19 protein-coding genes are annotated in these 22,571 nt (G+C 48.9%); 7 read left to right on the forward strand and 12 right to left on the reverse strand.

Annotation, left to right across the window (positions count from 1 at the left end; all coding sequences use genetic code 11):
• Positions 1 to 63: 63 nt before the first annotated feature.
• The 3 genes from H6570_01725 to H6570_01735 all read right to left on the reverse strand — a co-directional run bounded on the left by H6570_01725 (position 64) and on the right by H6570_01735 (position 2,922).
• Positions 64 to 552, reverse strand: a complete 489-nt coding sequence (locus tag H6570_01725) for a retropepsin-like domain-containing protein (protein MCB9317974.1) — start codon at positions 550 to 552, stop codon at positions 64 to 66.
• Positions 553 to 670: 118 nt separating this feature from the next.
• Positions 671 to 1,351 carry a response regulator transcription factor gene (locus tag H6570_01730; protein MCB9317975.1) on the reverse strand — a complete coding sequence of 227 codons (681 nt, stop codon included), beginning with the start codon at positions 1,349 to 1,351 and terminating at the stop codon, positions 671 to 673.
• The gene (locus H6570_01735) at positions 1,348 to 2,922 is read right to left on the reverse strand and encodes a HAMP domain-containing histidine kinase (protein MCB9317976.1); all 1,575 of its coding nucleotides are present in this window, start codon (positions 2,920 to 2,922) and stop codon (positions 1,348 to 1,350) included. The genes H6570_01730 and H6570_01735 overlap by 4 nt, the downstream gene beginning before the upstream one ends.
• A gap of 244 nt (positions 2,923 to 3,166) precedes the next feature.
• Between H6570_01735 and H6570_01740 the strand changes: the two genes are divergently transcribed.
• The 4 genes from H6570_01740 (at position 3,167) to H6570_01755 (ending at position 6,875) form a co-directional block, all read left to right on the forward strand.
• The gene (locus tag H6570_01740) at positions 3,167 to 3,676 is read left to right on the forward strand and encodes a methylated-DNA--[protein]-cysteine S-methyltransferase (protein MCB9317977.1); all 510 of its coding nucleotides are present in this window, start codon (positions 3,167 to 3,169) and stop codon (positions 3,674 to 3,676) included.
• A gap of 243 nt (positions 3,677 to 3,919) precedes the next feature.
• The gene (gene aspS, locus H6570_01745) at positions 3,920 to 5,695 is read left to right on the forward strand and encodes an aspartate--tRNA ligase (protein MCB9317978.1); all 1,776 of its coding nucleotides are present in this window, start codon (positions 3,920 to 3,922) and stop codon (positions 5,693 to 5,695) included.
• Positions 5,696 to 5,888: 193 nt separating this feature from the next.
• Complete coding sequence (locus tag H6570_01750) at positions 5,889 to 6,266, forward strand: hypothetical protein (protein ID MCB9317979.1); 378 nt, start codon at positions 5,889 to 5,891, stop codon at positions 6,264 to 6,266.
• Positions 6,267 to 6,299: 33 nt separating this feature from the next.
• Positions 6,300 to 6,875: a hypothetical protein gene (locus tag H6570_01755; protein ID MCB9317980.1), complete on the forward strand. Its 576-nt coding sequence runs from the start codon at positions 6,300 to 6,302 to the stop codon at positions 6,873 to 6,875.
• A gap of 15 nt (positions 6,876 to 6,890) precedes the next feature.
• Here H6570_01755 and H6570_01760 read toward each other — a convergent pair whose 3' ends face one another.
• Positions 6,891 to 7,706 (reverse strand): sterol desaturase family protein, encoded by an 816-nt coding sequence (locus tag H6570_01760; protein MCB9317981.1) that lies wholly within the window; start codon positions 7,704 to 7,706, stop codon positions 6,891 to 6,893.
• Between the two features lie 150 nt (positions 7,707 to 7,856).
• Here H6570_01760 and H6570_01765 point away from each other — a divergent pair, with 150 nt between their 5' ends.
• Entirely contained in the window at positions 7,857 to 8,288 is a 432-nt protein-coding gene (locus H6570_01765) for a hypothetical protein (protein MCB9317982.1), read from the forward strand.
• A 5-nt stretch (positions 8,289 to 8,293) separates the two neighbouring features.
• The gene (locus tag H6570_01770) at positions 8,294 to 11,377 is read left to right on the forward strand and encodes a M4 family metallopeptidase (protein MCB9317983.1); all 3,084 of its coding nucleotides are present in this window, start codon (positions 8,294 to 8,296) and stop codon (positions 11,375 to 11,377) included.
• Between the two features lie 80 nt (positions 11,378 to 11,457).
• Here the strand turns inward: H6570_01770 and H6570_01775 are convergent, their stop codons facing one another.
• The 3 genes from H6570_01775 to H6570_01785 all read right to left on the reverse strand — a co-directional run bounded on the left by H6570_01775 (position 11,458) and on the right by H6570_01785 (position 14,923).
• Positions 11,458 to 12,567, reverse strand: a complete 1,110-nt coding sequence (locus H6570_01775; GenBank protein MCB9317984.1) for a DUF2891 domain-containing protein — start codon at positions 12,565 to 12,567, stop codon at positions 11,458 to 11,460.
• Between the two features lie 77 nt (positions 12,568 to 12,644).
• Positions 12,645 to 13,220, reverse strand: coding sequence for a gluconate 2-dehydrogenase subunit 3 family protein (locus tag H6570_01780; GenBank protein MCB9317985.1), 576 nt, complete (start codon positions 13,218 to 13,220; stop codon positions 12,645 to 12,647).
• Positions 13,217 to 14,923 (reverse strand): GMC family oxidoreductase, encoded by a 1,707-nt coding sequence (locus tag H6570_01785; protein MCB9317986.1) that lies wholly within the window; start codon positions 14,921 to 14,923, stop codon positions 13,217 to 13,219. Before H6570_01785 ends, H6570_01780 begins: the two co-directional genes overlap by 4 nt.
• Positions 14,924 to 15,084: 161 nt before the next feature.
• On the opposite strand from H6570_01785, the gene H6570_01790 reads away from it, so the two are divergent.
• A complete protein-coding gene (locus H6570_01790; GenBank protein ID MCB9317987.1) occupies positions 15,085 to 15,303 on the forward strand; it encodes a hypothetical protein in 219 nt (72 codons plus the stop codon).
• Positions 15,304 to 15,385: 82 nt separating this feature from the next.
• On the opposite strand, the gene H6570_01795 is transcribed toward H6570_01790, so the two are convergent.
• From H6570_01795 to H6570_01815, 5 genes are all read right to left on the reverse strand, one after another.
• Positions 15,386 to 16,579 carry a hypothetical protein gene (locus tag H6570_01795; GenBank protein ID MCB9317988.1) on the reverse strand — a complete coding sequence of 398 codons (1,194 nt, stop codon included), beginning with the start codon at positions 16,577 to 16,579 and terminating at the stop codon, positions 15,386 to 15,388.
• Between the two features lie 1,010 nt (positions 16,580 to 17,589).
• Entirely contained in the window at positions 17,590 to 19,542 is a 1,953-nt protein-coding gene (locus H6570_01800; protein ID MCB9317989.1) for a glycoside hydrolase family 127 protein, read from the reverse strand.
• Positions 19,543 to 19,669: 127 nt separating this feature from the next.
• The gene (locus tag H6570_01805) at positions 19,670 to 20,785 is read right to left on the reverse strand and encodes a T9SS type A sorting domain-containing protein (protein ID MCB9317990.1); all 1,116 of its coding nucleotides are present in this window, start codon (positions 20,783 to 20,785) and stop codon (positions 19,670 to 19,672) included.
• A gap of 166 nt (positions 20,786 to 20,951) precedes the next feature.
• Positions 20,952 to 21,929, reverse strand: coding sequence for a cytochrome c (locus tag H6570_01810; GenBank protein ID MCB9317991.1), 978 nt, complete (start codon positions 21,927 to 21,929; stop codon positions 20,952 to 20,954).
• A gap of 36 nt (positions 21,930 to 21,965) precedes the next feature.
• Positions 21,966 to 22,430 (reverse strand): lipocalin family protein, encoded by a 465-nt coding sequence (locus tag H6570_01815; GenBank protein ID MCB9317992.1) that lies wholly within the window; start codon positions 22,428 to 22,430, stop codon positions 21,966 to 21,968.
• Positions 22,431 to 22,571 lie beyond the last annotated feature (141 nt).

Here is a 22,571-nt window from a genome sequence, read left to right on the forward strand (position 1 = left end):
CGCTTTTGCATACCTTATTTTCAGATGGTGACAGATACGTTTCCTATTTAATCATGGAATAATTTATTCCGGGTTTTTACTATTCGTTTGATGGTACATGACGACAGAATTATTTCCCATATCAATGACAAATCCATAAGACTGCATGAGCGTGGTGCCGATGATAGCTGTTATCCTTTTCCCGGTTCTTGCTTCAATAGATTCTGCCACATTGGTGAGATCAAAGGCGTACATTGGGCAGTACAAAGGCGTTTCGCCAAATTGCAATCTGACATTTTTTACCCGGTAAAGCCGGTTATTACTTGAGCCAAGTCCCGGAACTGACCTGCTCCCATTCTGGATGGTGCTGAAGCCCAGGTATTTCCTGGATTTAATATCCAGAATGGTAATATCCGATCCGGTATCGAGTAATACCCAGGTTTTTTTATTATTAATGGTCATCTCCACTATTGGCTTGTGTTTGTAGCTTGCCTGCTGATAAACTGATGACTGGCAGAAGGTTGTTTTTTCGAATAATAAACCAAATAAAGTCAGGGTTAAGATGAATTGCATTTGCATGACGGTTGACATTTGAGTTATTGAATATTTTACATTCAAAATAAACCCGGTAATTGTTGTCAGGTGTTATGCTCAGGTAAACAAATGTCATAAGATGTCATGTAAATTTGAATCAAACCATTTTATAACCCATGCCATGCACGGTCAGTATAATTTTCGGATCATTTGGGTTTATTTCCACCTTCTGACGGAGACGTAAAATGAAATTATCGATGGTGCGGGTTGAAGGAAATTCATCGTATTGCCAGATATTTTTCAAGAGGTCGTCACGCCGTACAATCTGGTGTTTATTCTGCCATAAAAAATGCAACACTTCAAATTCCCGGTGGGACAGTTTTATTTCTTTGCCCGAAACAATGGCTACATAATTCGTAAAATCAACTTCCACGAGTCCGATGGTTTCGAAGGCTCCCGCAGTGTTTTGACCGCCAGAGGTCCGGCGTAATATGGCTTTTACGCGGGCGAGTAATTCCCGTAAACTAAAGGGTTTGACAATGTAGTCATCTGCACCCAGCTCGAGGCCAAGAACGCGGTCAATTTCTTCCCCTTTGGCGGTGAGCAGAATGACCGGTATATCATTTTTTTGCTGGCGGAGTTTGCGGCACACATCGAAGCCCGACATCTCAGGCATCATGACATCCAGGATCAGTAAATCGTAAAAATTGGAAGATATCTTGACAAGAGCTTCCTTGCCATTTGCTGCAGTATCGACCTGATAACCTTCAAATTCCAGGTTGTCGGCCAGTCCGCGGCACATTAAGGGTTCGTCATCGGTAATAAGTATTTTCGTCATTCTGTGTGCGTTATAAGCGGAAACCTAAGGGTAAAGGTGCTGCCCTGTCCAGGCCTGGATGTGACATTCACCTCACCACCATGTTCCTGCATGATGTGCTTTACCAGGCTTAGCCCGAGACCGGTGCCTTTGGTTTTTTGAGTCAGGGCATCTTCGACCCGGTAAAATTGCTCAAATATTTTCGTCTGGTTTTCCGGGCTGATACCAATCCCTTCATCCGCTACCTGACAATAGCCGTATCGATCGTTCTTGCTGGTAGTGATATGGATCCTGCTCTTTTCTGGACTGTATTTTATGGCGTTGTCGATGAGATTGGAAAGTGCAGCCTCAAAGGCCTGGTCGTCTGCCAGGATGGGTACCGGCGCCTGGCAGAGTGTCAGTACGCAGTCAATTTCTTTTTCTTTGAAGGTATAGGTATAGGTGTCGTACAGGTCCCGGGCTATAACATTCATGTCGGCTTCTGCTTTGTGGTAGGAGGTCCGGTTGGCTTCGATACGTGCGAAGTCCAGGATGTTATTGACGAGATAAGTCAAACGTCCGGACTCGCGATGGATGACTTCGTAATAGTTTTGTTTTTTAGCTTCATTCCCTAATCTGCCCAGCATCAGGGTTTCGGCGTACATACGGATCAGTGAAAGAGGGGTTCTTATCTCATGGGAAACATTGGAGACGAAATCCGATTTGAGCTGTGCTATTTTAAGGGCTTTTTGAGCATTGCGAAATATTAAGAAAGCACCGATCAATACCGTGGTGAGAGAGAAAAAGAGGAAAGCCAGATTGGTCCGGTTTCTATTGCGAATTAATTCCGCATAACTGGTGCCTATGGATTGGATCGTCAGGTAGGTGTCCGGCAATATCCATAAAGAACGTTCGGTATACTCTTGTCCGGAATCAAACTCGCCGGTACTGTATAGGGTATTCAGGTTATTATTTTCTGGGTTTATCTGGATCACCGACAATAGATACTCGTTTTGGGATAGTTCCTGCATTTTAGGCCCCAATACCGATGCTACCCAATAATTCAAATCGAATATGAACAATGCATTATAAAGAGAGGAATCTTTGTCGAAAACCATGACGGTCATAGCGCCCTGTACAGGGTTCAGCCCGGAAATTGGCGGCATGCCGATGGCTGGCTGAATCTTCCGGAACCCGGCCTTTAAATAATTGGTCAGCCTGGTGATGGTAGAATCTTGCTCAGCATACCATTGGTCAATTTGTGCTGAGGCACCAGGATCGTGAGAGACGTAATCACTGTAGCACAAACTGTCCTGCCGGTTGGGAATGTGCCGGATGACCAACAATTGAATGGCTTCGTTGCCAAGGACCAAATCGTTTGCATTCCGAACGATGGGGTAGGTCTTATCGGCCAATTTATTGACCCACTGCTGCATCCGGTCGTCGGCATACTGATTCAGGGAAAAAAGTACCGTCTCCATTTGCTTTTCATAGATGGCCTCCGCCATTTTTTCATCCTGGCTGAGGGCACGGATCTGTACGAAAGCATAGATCAGAAAGGGGACAACGATGACCAGAAGAATGATTAATATGGTTCGCGCACTTTTGCTCACAACAGCTGCTTGAATAGGCAAAAGTAGCCTGAAAATGGATGCCCGGCAGTCCTGCATTGTAAACGTTTTTAATGAGTTGTCACGAATTGTCACCGTTTCAGCTAAAAGTCTGGTCCAATTAGCGCGGGAATGACACAAAGTGCTTTCCCAGGTGCCTTTGGCGTTGTCTCTGGGTTAAACCATGACCCAAACGGATACATATCCAGATTATTTGTATATTACCAAAGTAAATAGCTAACTGAGAATGGTTGTCTCGTATTACCAATCACCGATTGGCTGGTTGGAATTACATGCTACCGACAAGGGACTTACCCAGATTCATTTGAATTCATCTTCTGATGTAAAGGAGCCGGACGCCCCGGAGCATCCTATCCTGGTTCAGACTTTTAAGCAGCTGGATGAATATTTTACCGGTAAGAGGACACAGTTCAGCATTCCCCTGGATTTTGGGGAGGCACCCTGGTTTTATCAGGAGGTGTGGAAGACGCTGATGATCATTCCTTTTGGCAGGACCCGTTCCTATTTTGACATTGCCAAACGGCTGGGTAACCCAAAAGCCGTACGTGCGGTAGGTCAGGCCAACCACCACAATCCATTGCCCATTATCATCCCCTGCCACCGGGTCATCGGAAAGAATGGCGACTGGGGTGGTTATTCGGGGGGACTGACCATCAAGAAGTGGTTGCTGCGCATGGAAAACCCCAATCGTTTCCGTAAGCAGGGTGACTTGTTCCAGGAAGGAGTGGTGGGGTAAAATGTTGAATGTTGAATGTTGAATGGGCTGTCGAGATAGCTCATCCATTTCCGGACGCTTGGTCAGAACTACTTCTGCTACCTCTTTTACTTCTGCTACCTCTTTTACTTCTGCTACCTCTTTTACCTCTGCTACCTCTTTTACCTTTATCCCTTTCTTTAACCTCTTCTACCTTTCTTCTCAGATTTTTCGGACTTTTGCAGCGCGAAGTAAAAGCTTCGTTCAGGATTAAATAGGAATACCATGTACAGAACACATACCTGTGGCGAACTACGCATCGCTGATGTTGGAAAAGAGGTGACCCTGGCCGGCTGGGTGCAGGCGGGCAGAGACTTCGGAGGGATGACCTTTGTGGATGTCCGGGATCGTTATGGCATCACGCAGATCGTCTTCAATATGGAAGACAATGCCGCGCTATGCGAACAAGCCCGTAAGCTGGGCCGCGAATTCGTCATTCAGGTGACCGGCAAGGTGCGTGAACGGAGCGCCAAAAATCCAAACCGGGCTACCGGGGACATCGAGATCGAAGTAGCCGCACTCAACCTGCTGAACCCAAGTAAGGTGCCTCCCTTTACCATTGAAGACGACACCGATGGGGGTGACGACCTCCGGATGAAATACCGCTACCTTGACCTGCGCCGTACCCCGGTACAGCAAAACATCATCTTTCGCGCCCGGATGGGGCTGGAGACCCGGAAGTATTTGTCCGGCCAGGGCTTCCTGGAGATTGAGACGCCATTCCTGATCAAGAGTACCCCGGAAGGAGCACGTGACTTTGTGGTGCCAAGCCGCTTAAACCCCAACCAGTTTTATGCGCTGCCCCAGTCGCCGCAAACCTTCAAGCAGATCCTGATGGTGGCCGGCTTCGATCGTTATTTTCAGATCGTAAAATGTTTCCGTGATGAGGATCTGCGTGCCGACCGCCAGCCAGAGTTCACCCAGATCGACTGCGAGATGGCTTTCGTCACCCGCGAAGACATCCTGAACACCTTTGAAGGCCTGACCAAACATCTGTACCGCGAAGTCCTCGGTATCGAACTCAATACTTTCCCGCGCATGTCGTACGACGATGCGATTGCCAGGTATGGATCCGACAAACCGGACACCCGCTTCGGGATGGAGTTCGTGGAGCTCAATGAGCTGGCACAAAACCAGGGATTCCCCGTCTTCGACAGCGCAGAGCTGGTGGTGGGCATTTGTGCTCCGGGTATCGCTGACACCTATTCGAACAAAGACATCAATGCCCTGACCGACTGGGTTAAACGTCCCCAGGTCGGAGCCAAGGGCCTGGTCTACATCAAATACCAGAGTGATGGTACCATCAAATCCAGCATTGGAAAATTTTATACCGACGAACAACTGCATGCCTGGGGTGAACGCTTTGGGGCCAGGCCAGGTGACCTGGTGCTGATCCTGGCCGGAGAAGCGGAAAAAACCCGTTCACAACTGGGTGCCCTTCGCCTGGAGATGGGCGAGCGCCTGGGACTGCGGGACCCGAAAAAGGTGAATCCGCTCTGGGTAGTCGATTTTCCATTGCTCGAATGGGACGAAGATGCGCAACGTTTCTTTGCCATGCACCATCCGTTCACCTCGCCTAAAAAAGATGACATCGAGCGCATGCAGAATGGCGATTTTGCCACCTTGAAAGCCTTGCGGGCAGATGCCTATGACCTGGTTCTCAACGGTGTAGAGATCGGCGGAGGGTCGATCCGTATCCACAACCGGAACCTGCAGAGTAAAAACTTTGACCTGCTCGGATTTACCAAAGAAGAAGCGGAAGCTCAATTTGGGTTCCTGCTGGGGGCTTTCGAATACGGAGCTCCTCCTCACGGTGGGATAGCATTTGGTTTTGACCGGTTGTGTGCCGTGATGAACGGGCAGAATTCCATCCGCGACTTTATCGCTTTCCCAAAAAACAACATGGGGCGCGATATGATGATCGAAGCGCCGTCACCGATCGATCAGAAGCAGCTTGATGAACTGGCATTGCAGTTGAAGCGTAACAACCTTTCCCAGTAGGAGCGGCAGAAACTGTACCGGGTAGGGCAATTAAAATCGTACCGGACACGTTTTGGTTTGGTAGCAAGCATCATTTATATTAAGATTAGTTATTATATTTGATCTTGGTTACGCATTTTCCCTGAACACATCTTCCTATTGTAAAAATCGCGGTAACCATTAATTTTGCGCCGCTTTTTAAACCACAATGAATATGAAGAAGTGGAAATGGGCCACTTGGGCATTGAGCTTTTTAGTTATTTCTTTATTGGTATTGGCATTCACGCCAGTTCCACAGGCAGCACCGGACAACTGTTACGATGTGACCGGAGTTGTGGAGAAAGTTTACGTACCTTGTTGTGGTGACGTAGCCATAGCAATAAAAGGTGACGATCATCTGCACTACATCAATCGTGGATTGGATCAGGGAATCGATGTAACTCAGTGGGAGCAGCTCCTGCCGGGAAAAGTAGTAACCCTGAAGGTCATCCGCCGCCACTGGACACCCCTGGATCCGACATTCCACCAGCGCTCTATCGCGGCCGTATCGTTGGATAACCAGACCATTTATAACCACATTCAAAGCAAATAGTCGTAAAACATACTTCACCATTTTAATATCAGGATGCTCATAACTTCATTTATCTGGTCGGTTTTTTTGCTGGCCACACTCCCCGGAGACTATTCCTGTAAGAAAAACCTCGACACGTGGGTGCCGGAAATTGCCCATCGCCTTAGCCGTGATTCCATCTGGTACGATGCTCGTAAGGGCAGCGACTGTTCTGGGATGATGCACCGGCTATTTGACAGCCTGGAGCAAAGGTGTTCGAACTTTGATCTGCCCGGGAGGTCCTACCGGGACAGCAAAGGATTGGCCGCATATTACGCCAAAAGCAAAGCATTGGAAATTGTCAGCGATCCGCTGAAATCGGCTAAACAGATCCGCACCGGAATGCTCCTCTTTTTTAGTTATAAGCCCTCAGCCAAGGGAGATAAAATTCCTGAGGGTATCTGTCATGTAGGAATGGTAACTGGCATTCAGGAGGGTCCCGATGGGAACCGGGTGAGCGGAATTGAATTATTTCATGGCCACAGACCCGGAACGGTAGCAAGCATTTCCACTTTACGGAATGCCGGCAAATCATCCCAGGCTTACCGCAACGGGGCTCAATATTGGGTGGCTTATGCCGCCATCGACTAGATTTTTGTAGCAGGACTAATTCCGGTAGCTGTCTTTATCGATCGGTACCTTGAGCAGATCACCCAGATGATTTTCTCTTTTATCAAAGACATCCAGTCCATAGACGATCTCATTCGCCGGGATGAAGGCATAGGTGCCGAACAGGCGGTCCCAGATGGAAAAAATATTTCCGTAGTTGGTGTCGGTCAGAGGTTGCTTATAATGGTGGTGAACCCGGTGCATGGCAGGAGTCACCAGAACCAACCGCAGGATACGGTCGATGGATTCAGGTATCCGGATATTGGCATGATTGAACTGAGAACTAAATGCCGATATGCTTTGATAGATCATCACCAGCCACATCGGTGCCCCGGTTGCCAGCACGGCGAGAACAGTAAAGGTAGCCCGGAAGACCGATTCTCCCGGATGATGGCGCAAAGCCGTCGTAGTGTCCACTTTGGTGTCTGAATGGTGGATGACATGGAACTTCCACATCCAGGGCACCTGGTGCTCAATCCAATGGATCAGGTAGGCGCTGATGAGGTCCATGCTAAGCAGGGCCATTACGATGCGGACGCCGAGGGGCCAGTTGCTGACCCATTGAAATAATCCAAATCGGTGGGCCACCGACCAATCACTACCTTTAACGATCAGGAAGGCAAATCCCAGGTTGATGATCAGCGTCGTTAGTGTAAAGAAGAGATTCACACCGGCATGCCGGTATTTGTTGTACAGGATGCGGCTGATCGGGATGACTCCTTCCATTATCCAGAAAAACAATAATCCGGAGACCAGAATGATCGTCCGGTGCGAGGAAGGAATGGTGCTGAAGTAGTTGATGATTGATTCCATAAGTCCTGACTTGGAATCAAGTTAGGATAAAAAATCCATTCCGGGCGGGTCATTCTTCCGATCAATGGTTACTCAGGAAGCGGTGACTCGTCCTAAATATGTTCGTTTTATTAATTCATTAGTTTTGTAATTTGACATAAATTTTACCCCATGCGTTTTTTGAAGAAGTGGAGTCTATTTTCTTGCTTACTGGGTCTGACATTTTGCAAGGCTGTTCCTTTTGCTCCGAATCAGTATGAAGGTGATATGCTGCGATTTGGTAAAGGTGGAGGTATCACGGGTAGTGTTACTGAATTTGTCCTAAGCGATAAAGGTGTCCTTTACCGGGGCGAAGGCATGATGGACAGGACCTTCACCAAGGTCAAGTCATTACCCAGGGGGATTTTTAGCCAGATGGTCACGAATTACCAGGTATTGGGATTGGGCGAACTGGAAATCAATCAGCCTGGCGATCTGTATTTTTTTCTGGAATACCAGCATGAGGGAAAGACCCAGCGACTGGTATGGGGAGATACCCGCTATGATCCACCAAAGAATCTGCAATTGTTTTATAAAATATTGGTTGAACAAACTAAAGAATGATGCACATGAATCACCATCGTTACATTCTGATCTGCCTTTTGGCAGGTGCCTGGGTTGCCGGTTTGGCCCAGGATAAATTTCATCGGCCCATCTACCACACCGGACAGCCGGTACCGGCTCTGCAGCCGATCAGGAAGACCTGGAAAGATCCAGGCCAGGTGCGGGCTTTGCCACAGTTTCAGCCGGCAACCCTGTTCTGGCAGAATGACTACCAGATCCTATCTGCTCAATACGATAAAACCTCGCTCTTTATCGAAGCGAAAGATCAACTTTCCGGTAAGCGCAATCGCCCCGACGCGAAAGACGCACTGCAACTGCTCAGCGCGGTAGGCCTGCAGGTACCTTTCAGTGAAATAGCTACCGAAGCCGATGACCTGGGTTGGCGACACACCCATTTCCAGCAAATGTATGCCGGCTATCCGGTCTATGGCGGAGAGGTGATCATCCACCAATCCAACCAGGGGATGGTACGCATCCTCGGTCAGGTAAAAAGGGCGAAGTCTGCTGCCGGAGCCGCCACTTTTTTAGGGCCCAAATTGAATGCTGAAGCTGCAATCAAGCAGGGGTTTCAGGATGTCGGCAGGTACACGGAAGTGCTGGATCAGCTGCCCGAAATTCCCGGGTTACCCAAAGTGGAACGCCAGACCGCTAACCTGGTGGTATGGATGGAAGGAGAGCAGCCAAAGTTGGCCTGGCACCTGCAGATCGTGCCCAATTGGTACGGATCCTGGGATTATTTCATTGATGCCAATACCGGCGAGGTACTGGAAAGTCACACCAACCGTTGTACCCTTAACCACGAGTTGAATCATTCAGGTAACCACAGTCATTATGCAGCCCCGGAAGGAGACCCGCTGGACGGAGCGACCAAAGGCACGGGTAAAGACCTGGCGGGTGTGACCAGGGAAGTGAATGGTTATCAGGAAAATGGAACCTTCTACATGGTGGATGCCAGTCGTCCCATGTTTTCGACGATTGGAACTGATACCGAGCAACCGGAAGGCGTGATCTGGACATTCAATGCCCAAAACTCCAATCCGAATAAGAACTTCAATGCCGTAACGGTGACTTCTGCCACCAACACCTGGAGCGATGCCAAAGCGGTGTCTGCACACTACAACGGTAGTGTGGCTTATGAGTATTTCCGGCAGACCTTTGGCCGCAATTCGATCAATGGCCTGGGTGGAAATATTGTTTCCTTCATCAACGTGGTCGATGACGATAATTCTCAAATGGACAATGCCTTCTGGAACAATACCGCCATGTTTTACGGCAACGGTAAGGATGCCTTTAAACCATTGGCTCAGGGGCTTGATGTAGCCGGTCATGAGATGAGCCATGGGGTGATTCAGAACTCTGCCGGACTGGATTATGTCAATGAATCGGGAGCGATGAATGAATCGTTTGCAGATGTTTTCGGCGTACTGATCGATCGTGACGACTGGACCATTGGTGAAGACGTCGTGTTAACGTCGGTTTTTAAATCCGGAGCTTTGCGTAACATGCAGGATCCGCACAATGGAGGCAGCAAATTAGGCGATAATGGATGGCAGCCGGCTCATTATTCAGAACGTTATACCGGCTCGCAGGATAATGGTGGTGTACACATCAACAGTGGTATACCCAATTTTGCATTTTATAAGATCGCTTCCAAAATCGGTAAAGAAACCGCCGAACAAATTTATTACCGTGCCCTGACCAAATACCTGACCCGCAGTTCGAATTTTGTTGACCTGCGCAATGCTGTGTTGGCATCTGCGACCGATATCCAGGGTTCCAACAGTGCTTCTATCGCGATCATCAATACAGCATTTGATGAAGTTGGTATCGGTTCGACCGGTGGATCGGAGAAACCAACCGACGTCGGTGAAAACACCGGAGAAGAGTATGTTGTAATCGTCAGCAATGAAGATGGTAATTTATACCTGGCGACTACCGCTGGTGAGATCATCTCCGATGCCTTGTCGGACAACCCTCCTTTGAGCCGGCCGAGTATGACGGATGACGGAACCGTATTGGTCTATGTATCCCAGGATAATATCATGCGTTACATCAGCTTTGACTGGCAACAAGGACAATATGGTTCAGATGTGCTCGACGATCAGGTGCCCTGGCGGAACGTCGTTATTTCTAAAGATGGCAACCGGCTCGCTGCATTGACCAAAGAAGAGGATAACCTTATCTACGTGTATGATTTCAATTTGCAGCAGTTCCCGGCATTTGAGCTGACCAATCCGACCTATACAGAGGGGATTTCGACCGGCGACGTGCTGCGTGCCGACGCCATGGAATTTGACTTTACAGGAGAATACCTGGTTTACGATTGTGAAAGCCAGCTGAAAAATGCCAACGGTGCTGACGTGACCTATTGGGATATTGGATTTCTGCATGTTTTTGATGTGGCCAGCAACCAGTTTGCCGAAGGCTCTATCCAGAAGCTTTTTGCCGGATTGCCGCCGAATACCAGTGTGGGCAACCCAACCTTCTCGAAGAACTCACCCTATATCATTGCCTTTGAGCTGATTGATGAATCCAATGCCGAGCCGACTATTTATTTGCTGGGCGGTAACCTGGAAACGGGACAGGTGGACACCATTCTGGAGAATAATACCCTCAGTTATCCGAACTTCAGTACGGCGGATGACCGGCTGCTGGTTAATACGGATGTGACTGAATTATTCATCTTCACCCGGACCGATCTCTATCAGGTGCCTCTGGCGTCCGATAAAATCAGCCTGGGAGGTAACCCTTCGGAATTTTTGCAAAATGCACAGTGGGGATATTGGTTTGCTACCGGCAGCCGGGTGCTGACTAAAATCGTCAAGGAACTGGCTCCTTCCTATGCGCTGAAAGCGTACCCCAATCCGGTTACGGACCGGGTTTTGGTTAGCCTGGAGCTTGAAAAATCTGCGGAGGTAAATTATCAGTTGTTCAACCTGTACGGCCAGCAAATAGCCACCTGGCGTGAATTGGAATCGCCGGGAAAAGTTCAGCGATCATTGCAACTGCCTGAACTTGCTGCCGGAACCTACGTGTTGCGGGTGAATGTAAATGGCCAGCAGGGCATCGTTAAGCTGACGAGGTTCTGATTTGTGGTAATTAAAAGTATAATTGTGCCCTGTCAGGATCCTGGCAGGGCATTTTTTTTGACTTTATTGGTAAATAGTTCTTACTCCCGCTCGCGCTCACTTAATGCATACAATGCAAAGGTGCCCAGCCAGTGTTCTCCGGCGTAGTCGCCATCGGTAATGTTTGCCAGGCTGGTAGCCAGGTGCTCATCGGCCAGTGCTCTCAATTCGGCCGAGCGTGCCGGCAGTTTTCTGGCCAGGATGTAGAGACACCACGCACGGCTGAAATTGAGACCATCCAGGTGTACAAGTTTGCCGTCGGAGCGATCACTGACCCGGGCCGGCGTTAAACTGCCAAGATCGGGCAGGAAAGCAGAAAACCAGGTCTGAAAGGACCGTTCCGGCAAAACCTCAGCCATAAGCGCGGCTTCTTCCAGGCAGGGAGAAAGGAAATCGAACCCGCCGGGTTCCCAGCTGACTGGACAGTTTTGGTCCTGTTCAAAAAAGTACTTCGCGCGTCGCTCGATGGCATGTTGCAGGCTGGTGTCACCAACCGTCAGGGCATAATCCAGAGCCATGGTCAGCCCAAAAGCGGTATTGGGATGTTCGCCTGTCCTGACCGGGTACAGTAATTTTGGTAAAAATTCTTTATACCGGCTTACCATCAGGTCTGTCAGAGGCTGCAAATGCCTCAGCCAACGCTTGCCTTGTGGATCATCCCAGGTTTTGAGTTCTTCGGTCAGCTTGAGTAACCAGGCCCACCCATAGGTGCGTTCATAGCTGGAATTGTTCTTGTCCTCAAAGAACCTGACTTCTGCATCGATATTAGCCTCGGTGAGGTTTTGATTCAGCCGGTTTCGGATTTCCTGTGCATCCGGCATATCCGGAAATTTTTTCAGTAAGCGTACCAATGACCAGTGCCCGTGTACCGCAGAATGCCAGTCAAAACAGCCATAAAAAGCAGGATGCTGTTCGCGCGGGCCCTGGATATAACTCGAATCACCCATGGTATTACCTGGCTTATTCGGGTATTCCTGACCAATGCATTTCAGGGGTAGCTGACTCAGGCGCTCTGCTTGTTCAGATGTAAGATTCAACATAGGATTGGGTGGGGGCAACGGTTTGGTTTCAGTCGCTTTGGGTGGCTCCGGATGAACACAATTGGATAATAGGAGGACCAGGAGCAACCCTGTACTGCATATCTTTTTCATTCCGCCAATTTAAAAAAGAGGCTGGTATTATCATGTTGGAATTTCCCTCTTCTGTTGTTTCGGCTTACATCTTGTGCCTAAATGGGAGCCCAAACCTTGCCAACATCTGAAAATGGAATGCAACCCTGATAACTACCCGGGATCTGGTCGATTTTAAATACTTCTTTGCATGCGATCTCAGAAGTACAAAAACTGAATACGATCATCTGGTAGACCATTTGGAAATTATTTGGCGCACCGGATTGTTTGGCTGCATCGGCAAGCGTCTGGACGACTTTTTCGCGATCAGGGCTGGACAGGGATGTGAACTTTTTACCGAACTGCTTGTCGCTTTCTGCATCAACTTGTGCCAACCCATCCAGGAACCGCTGTTTTTCTTCGTCGGATACGATCAGATTCAGCGTATCGTCGATGGTTTGGGTTACCTGCGCATCGGTGGCACCAGGCGTTTTCGTTTTCGGTACGATGGTTTCCGCCAGTTCCGCAAGCAGGTTGGCCTGATCCATGTTCAGGGCTGCTGGTGTCCAGTCACCCAGAACGGAGGGAGTGGATTGATTACACCCGGATACCAGGGAGGCTATGCTGCCTGCCGACAAGACACCCGCCAATATCCAACCGGATTGTTGCAATGCTTCTCTTCTTGACAGGCTCATAAGTTCATTTTTTTAAGTTCGGAAACAGCATAGTCAGCAGCTCTGGCGGTTAAAGCCATGTATGTCAGTGAGGGGTTTTGACAGGCCGCAGATGCCATAGCAGCACCATCGGTGACAAAAACATTGGGAGCATCCCACACTTGATTGTGTTTGTTTAGTACTGATGTCTTTGGATCGCGGCCCATCCGGGCTGTGCCCATTTCATGGATACCCAGTCCTGGTGCACCCAGCTGGTCATAGGTGTTCACATTTTTTGCACCGGCAGCTTCCAGCATCTCGGCAGCCTGTTGCTGCATATCTTTCCGCATGCTCAGTTCATTCTCTTTGAAAGAACAATCGAATACCAGCGTCGGCATTCCCCATTTATCCCTTACTTCCCGGTTGAGGGTAACTTTATTTTCATGGTAGGGGAGGCATTCGCCAAAGCCAGTCAGACCGATTCGCCATTTGCCGGGTGTCTGGAAGGCTTCTTTGAGACCTTTGCCAACGGCCAGTTCGGCGACTGATCCGGTCCAGTCTTCACGGCTTCCGCTGCCCTGATAACCATATCCGCGCACGAAGTCTTTCATGGTGGTCTCTTTGCTCAGGTTTCGGAATCGCGGGATGTAGATACCATTTGCCCGGCGTCCTTTATAATATTGGTCACCCCATTCGTCAAATTCTCCGGTAGCGCCGGCACGGAAGTGGTGATCCATCAGATTATGTCCTAATTCACCACTGCTGCTACCCAGTCCGTCCGGCCAGATTTCATTGGCCGAATTCATGAGGATCAGGGTCGAATTTAAGGTGGAAGCACAGAGGAAAATAATTTTAGCTGAAAACTCATGAACCTCCATGGTTTCTGCATCAATAACCCGTACTCCGGAAGCCCTTTTCTTTTTCGGATCGTAGATGATGCTTTCTACCACGGAGAAGGGACGAAGCGTCACGTTGCCCGTTGCGTAGGCGGCGGGAAGGGTTGCGGCATTACTGCTGAAATATCCTCCGTAAGGACATCCGCGTATGCACCGGTTTCGGAACTGGCAGGGTCCCCGGCCATTGTGAGCAACGGTAAGGTTGGCTGTGCGGCCGATGGTCAGGATACGGTCATTGTAATTTTTTGCGATGGATTCACGCAGGTGACGTTCCGAGCAATTGAAATCCATGGGCGGCAAAAATTGTCCGTCAGGAAGCTGAGGAAGGCCTTCCTTCATTCCGGAAATACCCGCAAAGGTCTCCACATAGTCGTACCATGACGCCATTTCATTGTAGCGCACCGGCCAATCTGATCCGTGGCCATCTTCCAGGTTTGCCGTGAAATCCTGTGGACCCCAGCGGTAACTCTGCCGGCCCCACATGATGGAACGACCTCCTACATGGTATCCGCGCATCCAGTCAAACCGCTGGATTTCCTGATAGGGTTGTTCGTGATCTTTCACCCACCAGTGTTTGGTGGATTCACGAACCGTATAACCGGTGCGGTTTTGTTTGGGGTAGTCCCGTTCGATTTCTTCACGGGGTACACGGTCCCGGTGAGGCAGCTGATATACATTGAGCGTGGCGGTAGGATATTCCGGATGTTTTACATCCCGGCCCCGCTCAAGAATCAGGGTTTTCAAGCCTTTTTCACTGAGTTCTTTGGCAGCCCAGCCTCCACTGATCCCTGAACCTACGACGATGGCATCATACGTCGTTTCATCATTTCCTTGCGAATTGAAATACATGTTTGACTAATTTGAGGTGCCCAAATTAAGAAATTGCCAAACGGATAACTAGCAAAATTTGATTTTAACGAGAACTTAAAACTTGATATAATTAAATCACGGAAGAAGTGGAAGACCGCTTCCGGGCAATTACAAGGTTATTGGTATATTGGACAAAAACCATGTCCGGTTCCTTCACCCCTCAACAAACAAAATGGATCAAAGGCCTGGCCTATTTTTTTCTGGTCGTAGGCTTGCTCGGCTTGCTGGGGTTGATTTCCGAAGACCTCCTGGGCTATTCATTGGGTGTTAGCGGTTCTCCGGCACCATTGATCGTCATGGCATTTTGTGGAGGTGCCCTCTTATGGATGGTCCAAAGAAATGAGGAAGAGAACAAGTGACTCGAATAGGAAGGGGCCAGAAGTAAATCAGTAACGAAATTTCCGGTAATACTTAAGACCCCAACCATTAAAAGATTGATCATCACCGCATCAAACACGTCACGTTTGCCACGGGAATAAGTTTCATGAATTTGAATTTCTCATCCAGTTTGGTCCGGATGGCAAAGTTGAGGAGGATGCCGCTGCTGAGCCGGAAATCACCACCCCAGGTGAACGTCCAGCGGGAAATGGCCTGCAACCCTTCCTGGTACTGGTACCAGCCAGAGTCCAGGTCCGGAGCAAATTTGGATGCGAAGAGCTCTTCCGGTGAAAAGCCATTGGCAGAGTAATTCCCCAGGGCCTCATAGACCAGTTCTCCAAAGAAATTGAACTTATGACTGCCAAAGCGGTAACTGCTCCCCAGCATCAGGTCCCGGTTGTCACCGATCTGCTTCAGCCGGGCCACGCCACTCAATAGCCCACGGTAACCGAGCCGGTATGCTCCGTTAACCCAAATGCCAAATCCGGCTTTTTGAAAATTGAGCGTGTCAAAATCATTGTTATAGGTATAGACCCGTCCTACTGCAAGATCCAGCCCGCTGCTGTTCCAATGGTCGTAAAGGTAAGCAGCTTCCATTTCAATAAGCCGTTGCTTCTGGGCATGATGCATGTTTTTTACCTCCGATTTCAGGTTAAAGACCTGCTCTTTTAATTCCAGTTTCCATTGACGATTGGAAATGGTGTCGATCATGGACTGCAGGCTATCGATCATCTGACGGTAAGGCCATTCCATTTCTTTCAATTCACGGGCCATGGAGTCCAGCAGGACAGGATCGTCCACCGGATCCCTCTCCCGGAACAGGCTGATCTTGGCGGCGTAGGACAGGTGGTTCAACCCATCCATTTTCGCGGTACCAAGCGAGAGGCTGAGTGTAGAGAGGGTTTTCATGAAGGGGCTGGCCTCCCGGTAGGCATCCAGTCCCTTGCGGTCATAGTAAAATGCCCAGAACGGCTGGGCTTCAATGGCGAGGTCCGGTGCCAGGACATAATTTTTTATCCGCCAGTCAACTTTAAAATCCTGTACGGAACCGGGACGGCCGACCTGATCGGGTGTCACCCCCATTAAATAAAAGGCAGGGGCTGATGGAATGTAAAATTCTGCATTACGGCGTACATCTTCGGATAAATTGAATGCTTCCTGCTGGTAATCAGGGTCTTCATAATAATCCTGGGCCTGGCTTGGGATTTGAGCCAGACATAACAAATAAAGGACGTAGATTAATTGATTGGAGCGCATGATAGATTTGTTTTCGTTACTGATTACTCCAAAATTATCAAGCACTGAAAGCAACCAACCTAGACCCAGGTATAGTAATGACGTGTTTAGGAAGGGGAGGTGTGGTTTTATGGTATTGTGGTTTTATGGTATTGTGGTTTTGTGTGGGGGTATGAACTGTCTCTGCTATTGATATTCTGTAAGGTGCATGGGTGTATATTTGTTTAGAGGTTATGCTTGACTTTGAACCTGGACTCGCGAAAAGCGTATAGCATTTTACCACAAAGACACTTAGGACACCAAGGAGCACTAAGTATAGGCTTCATATGTTTTCGTGTTTAGGTTTTTTCGTTACCTGCAAACAGCATACAGCAAACAACGAACAGCTTTATACCAATTGTCATCTCGACTAAGCCAACTGCAAGTGGCGCACGGAGAGATCTCTGATAAGGTGTTTTCGTGTTTAGGTGTTTTCGTTACCTGCCAGCATACAGCAAACAACGAACAGCTTTTTTACCAATTGTCATCTCGACTAAGCCAGCTGCAAGCGGCGCACGGAGAGATCTCTGATAAGGTGTTTTCGTGTTTAGGTATTTTTGTTACCTGCAAACAGCATACAGCAAACAACGAACAGCTTTTTTACCAATTGTCATCTCGACTAAGCCAGCTGCAAGTGGCGCACGGAGAGATCTCTGATAACGTGTTTTTGTGTTTAGGTGTTTTCGTTACCTGCAAACAGCATACAGCAAACAACGAACAGCTTTTTTACCAATTGTCATCTCGACTAAGCCAGCTGCAAGCGGCGCACGGAGAGATCTCTGACAAGGTGTTTTCGTGTTTAGGTGTTTTCGTTACCTGCCAGCATACAGCAAACAACGAACAGCTTTTTTACCAATTGTCATCTCGACTAAGCCAGCTGAAAGCGGCGCACGGAGAGATCTCTGATAAGGTGTTTTCGTGTTTAGGTATTTTCGTTACCTGCGAACAGCATACAGCAAACAACGAACAGCTTTTTACCAATTGTCATCTCCTTACCGGATCTCCACCTCGTTAATACGCCGCGGGAGCCACACCTGCATGTCGGAATTACCTCGGTTGGCCCAGCTGTAATAAGGTATGGCAGTCAGGGTTCTGGGTACATCCTCCACACTGTTGCCACGATTCGCCGGGGACAGGCCACGAGCCTGGACACGAATGGCCTGGACAGGTTCTCCGGCCACCTTGTAGGGGAAGACACGGTATTGGGTACCTTCCGGCGCCCAGAAATTCCATGCCTTGCCTGGATTGTCGACACCTTCGACGCAGTAGACCAGGGGCCCTCGCTGTAACACAAATCGATCGCGATCCGCGGCTACTTCGGTCCGGCTCTCCACCTCGTGAACTACCATAGGTAACATGATCTGTACGGTATCTCCGGGATGCCACATACGGGTGATGGTAGCATATCCTTTTTCAATGGTGTAGGGAACAACTTCATCATTTACCTGAATGGTGATGATATCATCACCTTCCTGTGCATAATGATATAATCCTTCCGGAACCGGTGTGCCGGTAGCCCAGCCCGGTATGCGGATCTTGAGGCTATGGCTTACCGGTTTTGCAGGCTCAATACTTATCCGGGTCATGCCCTGCCAGGGGTATTGTGTCTGCTGCCCGATTGTTACATTAACCTGGCCAGTTTTCACTGCTGTTTCGGAACCGATGAACAACTGGATGTACCAGGCCTGCTCATCGGCAGCATAGATGTAGTCGCCCAGTGACGATACGAGCCGGGCAATATTGGATGGACAGCAGGCGGTGCCGAACCATTCCCGCCGGCTGTGCTGCCCATGTGAAGCAAGCGGATTGCCATAGAAAAAGTGGTCACCACTCAGGCTTAATCCGTCCAGCGCCCCATTGTAAAGACTGCGCTCCAATACGTCCATATAGCGGGATTCACCGGTGAGCGCTGTCATGCGCTGGTTCCAGAAAACCATGCCCACACTGGCACATGTTTCGCAATAGGCATCTTCATTGGGCAATTCATAGTCAACGCCAAATCCTTCATTGCGCCCGGAGGAGCCGATTCCGCCAGTCACATACAGATTCCGACCAACTACATCTTCCCAGACCAGATTCATCGCTTTCTGGTAACCGGTATCTCCGGTCATCGCACCTACGTCTGCAGCACCGGTATAAAGGTACATGGCTCGTACCGCATGACCAGTGATCTCTTTCTGGTCTTTCACCGGCACCGCATCCTGGGCATAAGCCGGATCATTCCATTGGTCCCAGATCTTGCCTTTGCCATTGCCATGTCCGCGTTGATCCAGAAAATATTGAGCTAATTGGATATATCGTTGTTCACCGGTTGTTTTTGCCAGCTTTACCAGGGCTAATTCAATCTCTTCGTGACCAGTGACCCATGGACGTTGAGCTTGCCGGAAGGTACGGTCTATGTGATCCGCCAGCCGGATGGCTACATCCAGCAATTTGCGCTTTCCGGTTGCCTGGTAATAAGCTACTGCTGCTTCCATCAGATGCCCGGCACAGTAGGCTTCGTGTTTTTCCATATCCGTCCACCGTTGGTCAAGGCCAGTAAGTGAATAATAGGTATTGAGGTATCCGTCCGGTTCCTGTGCGGCGGCGATGATGTCAATCCAACGGTCGGCAGTGGCTTCCAGCTGGGAGTCATTGGTGTTACTGATGGCATAAGACATAGCCTCGAGGGCTTTGTAGACGTCACTGTCGTCGTAATAGATACCTTCGTGTTTCTCACCCTGGTGACGGGCGACTTTTTCGAAATTCCGGATACGTGGCGTATTTATTTCGGTTTGGTAGATGCAGGCTGCCATAGTGGCTGTTGCCACTTTTTCCTGCTTAGGGGACCAGAATGCATCCTCGATCTTTACCTGGGAAAACGGTATAAAATGCATTTTCCCGGCTTGTTGTCCGTGGGAGGTAAGACAAATAAGCAAGGCCCCCAATAACATCCAATATTTCATGACTCGATTTTCAAGTGAAATTAATGAGGACAAATGAATATCGAAAAGGAAACCGTCGGAGACTGGTTGATTAAACCAAACCTGAATCTTACAGAATCGTCATTCGGAAGGCTGATACATGGAATGGTCAATGGCTTTTGATAAACGGAATAACCTGTCGGGCCGATGAACTCCGGGTAACCAAAAAATAACATCCCGGTGGTAAATCTTCCGTATAAAAGGTGATGGAGGTGGTAGTCAATTGACCATTGCGAAGGATTTGCCCTCTTTGATCTACCAGTTGATAGTCAAGTGGTAATTGTTCAGCAGGTACTTCAAGCAGGCACTGAGTGGGGCAGGGATTCGGGTACATCCGGATAGATGACTCCGGTGCAGGATTGATAGCAGTGGTAACTGGCAGGTAGGTCAATAATAAACCAAAAGGGTTGTCGGCTATCGTGACGGGTACAGCTTCAGCATCTCCAAAATGGAACCGCAAAATTTGATCGGTCCCGATATCGGTCCAGAACAAATCATGCGTTTTGGTGTCGAGGGCCATTGCTTGGGGAGCCATTGGACTATAGCCAAATTCCAGTAAGGTATCCTGGTTAAGGCCCTGGTAGTCCATCGTAATGATAGAGCTTGGGGACTGAAGTGCGATGTACAATCGACGATTCATCTCATCAACCAGATAACTGCCCAGGAATCCATTGTTCACAACCAGCGTATCCTCGGTTTGGGTTTCCAGATCGTATCGAATGGTGTAGGTCAGTCCCAAATGACTGTTGCCGTAGAAGAGCATACCTGCTCTGGTGTCCAGCGCAAACGACTCGGGAGCGGACGACAGGGAATATAAGGTATCAATGGATCCGTTTCCCGGGTGCAGTCTGAACAGATGAGCCTGATCCGATTCGGACCAGTAGAGGGTCTGGCTCATGGTGTCATAATGCATGGTCATGACATCCCTTACGGTGGAGTAAACCGGCTGTCGGTCCGGTTGAAATATGGAGCTCCTTTCGATGGTAGACAACATGCCTTTACGACCGCACCAGTAAAGCTCGTCATGGATGTCATCGAAGGCGATTTGTACGGGCTGCAAATAATCGTCATTCAGGAAAACACCGTGTTCAGCACTTGCTGGCCGGTACACCTGAATGGTTTGGGCAGACCGGGAGGCGATGATCAGAGCCTGCTCGGTTTGACCATAGGTTTTGGACAAACAGGCTGCTGTAAAAAACCACCAAACGAGTATTTTCCAGGGCATTGTTCTTGCTTTTGGATGTTGGCCGGAATGGTATTTCCCTTCGGACTACATCCATTTCAAGGACAAAATACTCATGAAATACAATATTTCGGGTCCCGATATTTTCCTGAGAAAGTTGAAGGAGGACCAGCGGAATCCGAAGCCCTCCTTCCATATTTGCTGATGATTACCTTTGGATGGCTGCCTGCGCTGTGCCGTTGGTGACATCATTATGAATGGCAGGCACGGTTTTCAGGAACCTGTAGATGGCATCAATTTCGCCCGGCGTAAGTCCGGAATGGGGTACCATGGGATAAGATACTGGATTGCCGTCAGGCTTAAGGCCATATTTCAACAATCTGGTAAACTGATCCGGTGTCCAGTTTCCAATTCCAGTTTCCGGGTCTGGTGTTAGATTGGAGGAATAGATGGTGTTTCCTTCCAGATCCAGCATCTTGTTACCACCACCGTAATACAGTTTCGAATTAGGCGGATTGTCGTCGTCATTGGTTGTAAAGCTTCCGGAATGACATCCATAACAGGAATACAGGTCATTGGCCAGATAACTACCCCAGACTATAGTATTTGTCGTATCCGGAAGTGGTATCGTTTCAGCAGGATATGCCTTGGGCTTAAGAATGAAATGCTTGAGAAAACGGCCTAACAGGGCATACTCGGAAACTTGTGAAGGGAGCGAAGAAGGTTGTACCTCCTCCAGGTCCGAATGCAGGTACGCGATAAGCGATTGCAGATCTTCATCGGCAACCTTGGGGAAATTCGGCATCACCCCACTGAAGTGCCCATCCTTGCGAATCCCGGTTCTGAGGTAATAATACAGCTCGCCATCGGTCCATTTGCCAATGCCATGATCCGGATCCTGGGTGATGTTTGCGCTGTAGAACTTACCAAATATTTCCGGAGCGTCCATCATCCGCTTTCCATCCATCCTGCGCGTGTCGGGATTGTAGTGACAGCCCTGACAGAGCATACTGGATATCCGGTGGCCCTCCGCGATGCGTTCGGGAGTAATTTCTACCGTGATCTCAGGAATTTTGCCTGGCTCGTAATCCGGGAGCGGACTGAACCGGACAAAAGCAACGAATAATAACACGATCACAAGAATAGCGACGATTGTATATGCGGAAATTTTTACAACTCTCTTCATAATGCAGGTTTATTGGATGTCCGGGTAATTTCAGTTTTATTGTTTCTGATAGCCGATCGATAAGGTGTAGGTGATACCACTATCGACCACCTGAAATGTGAGGGCAAATTCAGAGGAGGTGAGCTTTTGGATGGACCAGCTCTCGGCTTCACCATCTTCCACCACCGTGATGGTTTTCTTATCGGCACTCAAGGTCCAGGATGCGGTCTTGGTCTGTGGATCGGTCGGAGAACACCGGGTGCCACCCTCGTCGAATTTGACCACGTTGTTTTTCTCAAAAAGCACCAGGTCATCTTTTGCACAGCTGGGTAACTGGGCATAAATATTGGATACCTGCACTCCGGTGCCAAACCAGTCTATGGCCGGATCGACTGTCATACTGGTCATGACCCAACTTTTATTTGCTAACAGATCCTCAGGTTGAGGTACAACCGGATCTTTTTTACAGGCTGCAAAAACACTTAATAAGAGTGCCGTGAACAAAAACAATTTGGTTTTCATAATTAATCAGGTTTAGTTTGAATGAATGATCGAGGGGTAAGACGCAGGAAGGGCATTAACTGGTTAGGGGGGGTACAGAAAAAGCCGCCCGAAGTAATCAGGAAAACGATCAGTAAAGTGATTTTTCCGACCGGAGTTTAG

This window comes from Lewinellaceae bacterium (assembly GCA_020636135.1).
In the GTDB taxonomy this organism is placed as follows: domain Bacteria; phylum Bacteroidota; class Bacteroidia; order Chitinophagales; family Saprospiraceae; genus JAGQXC01.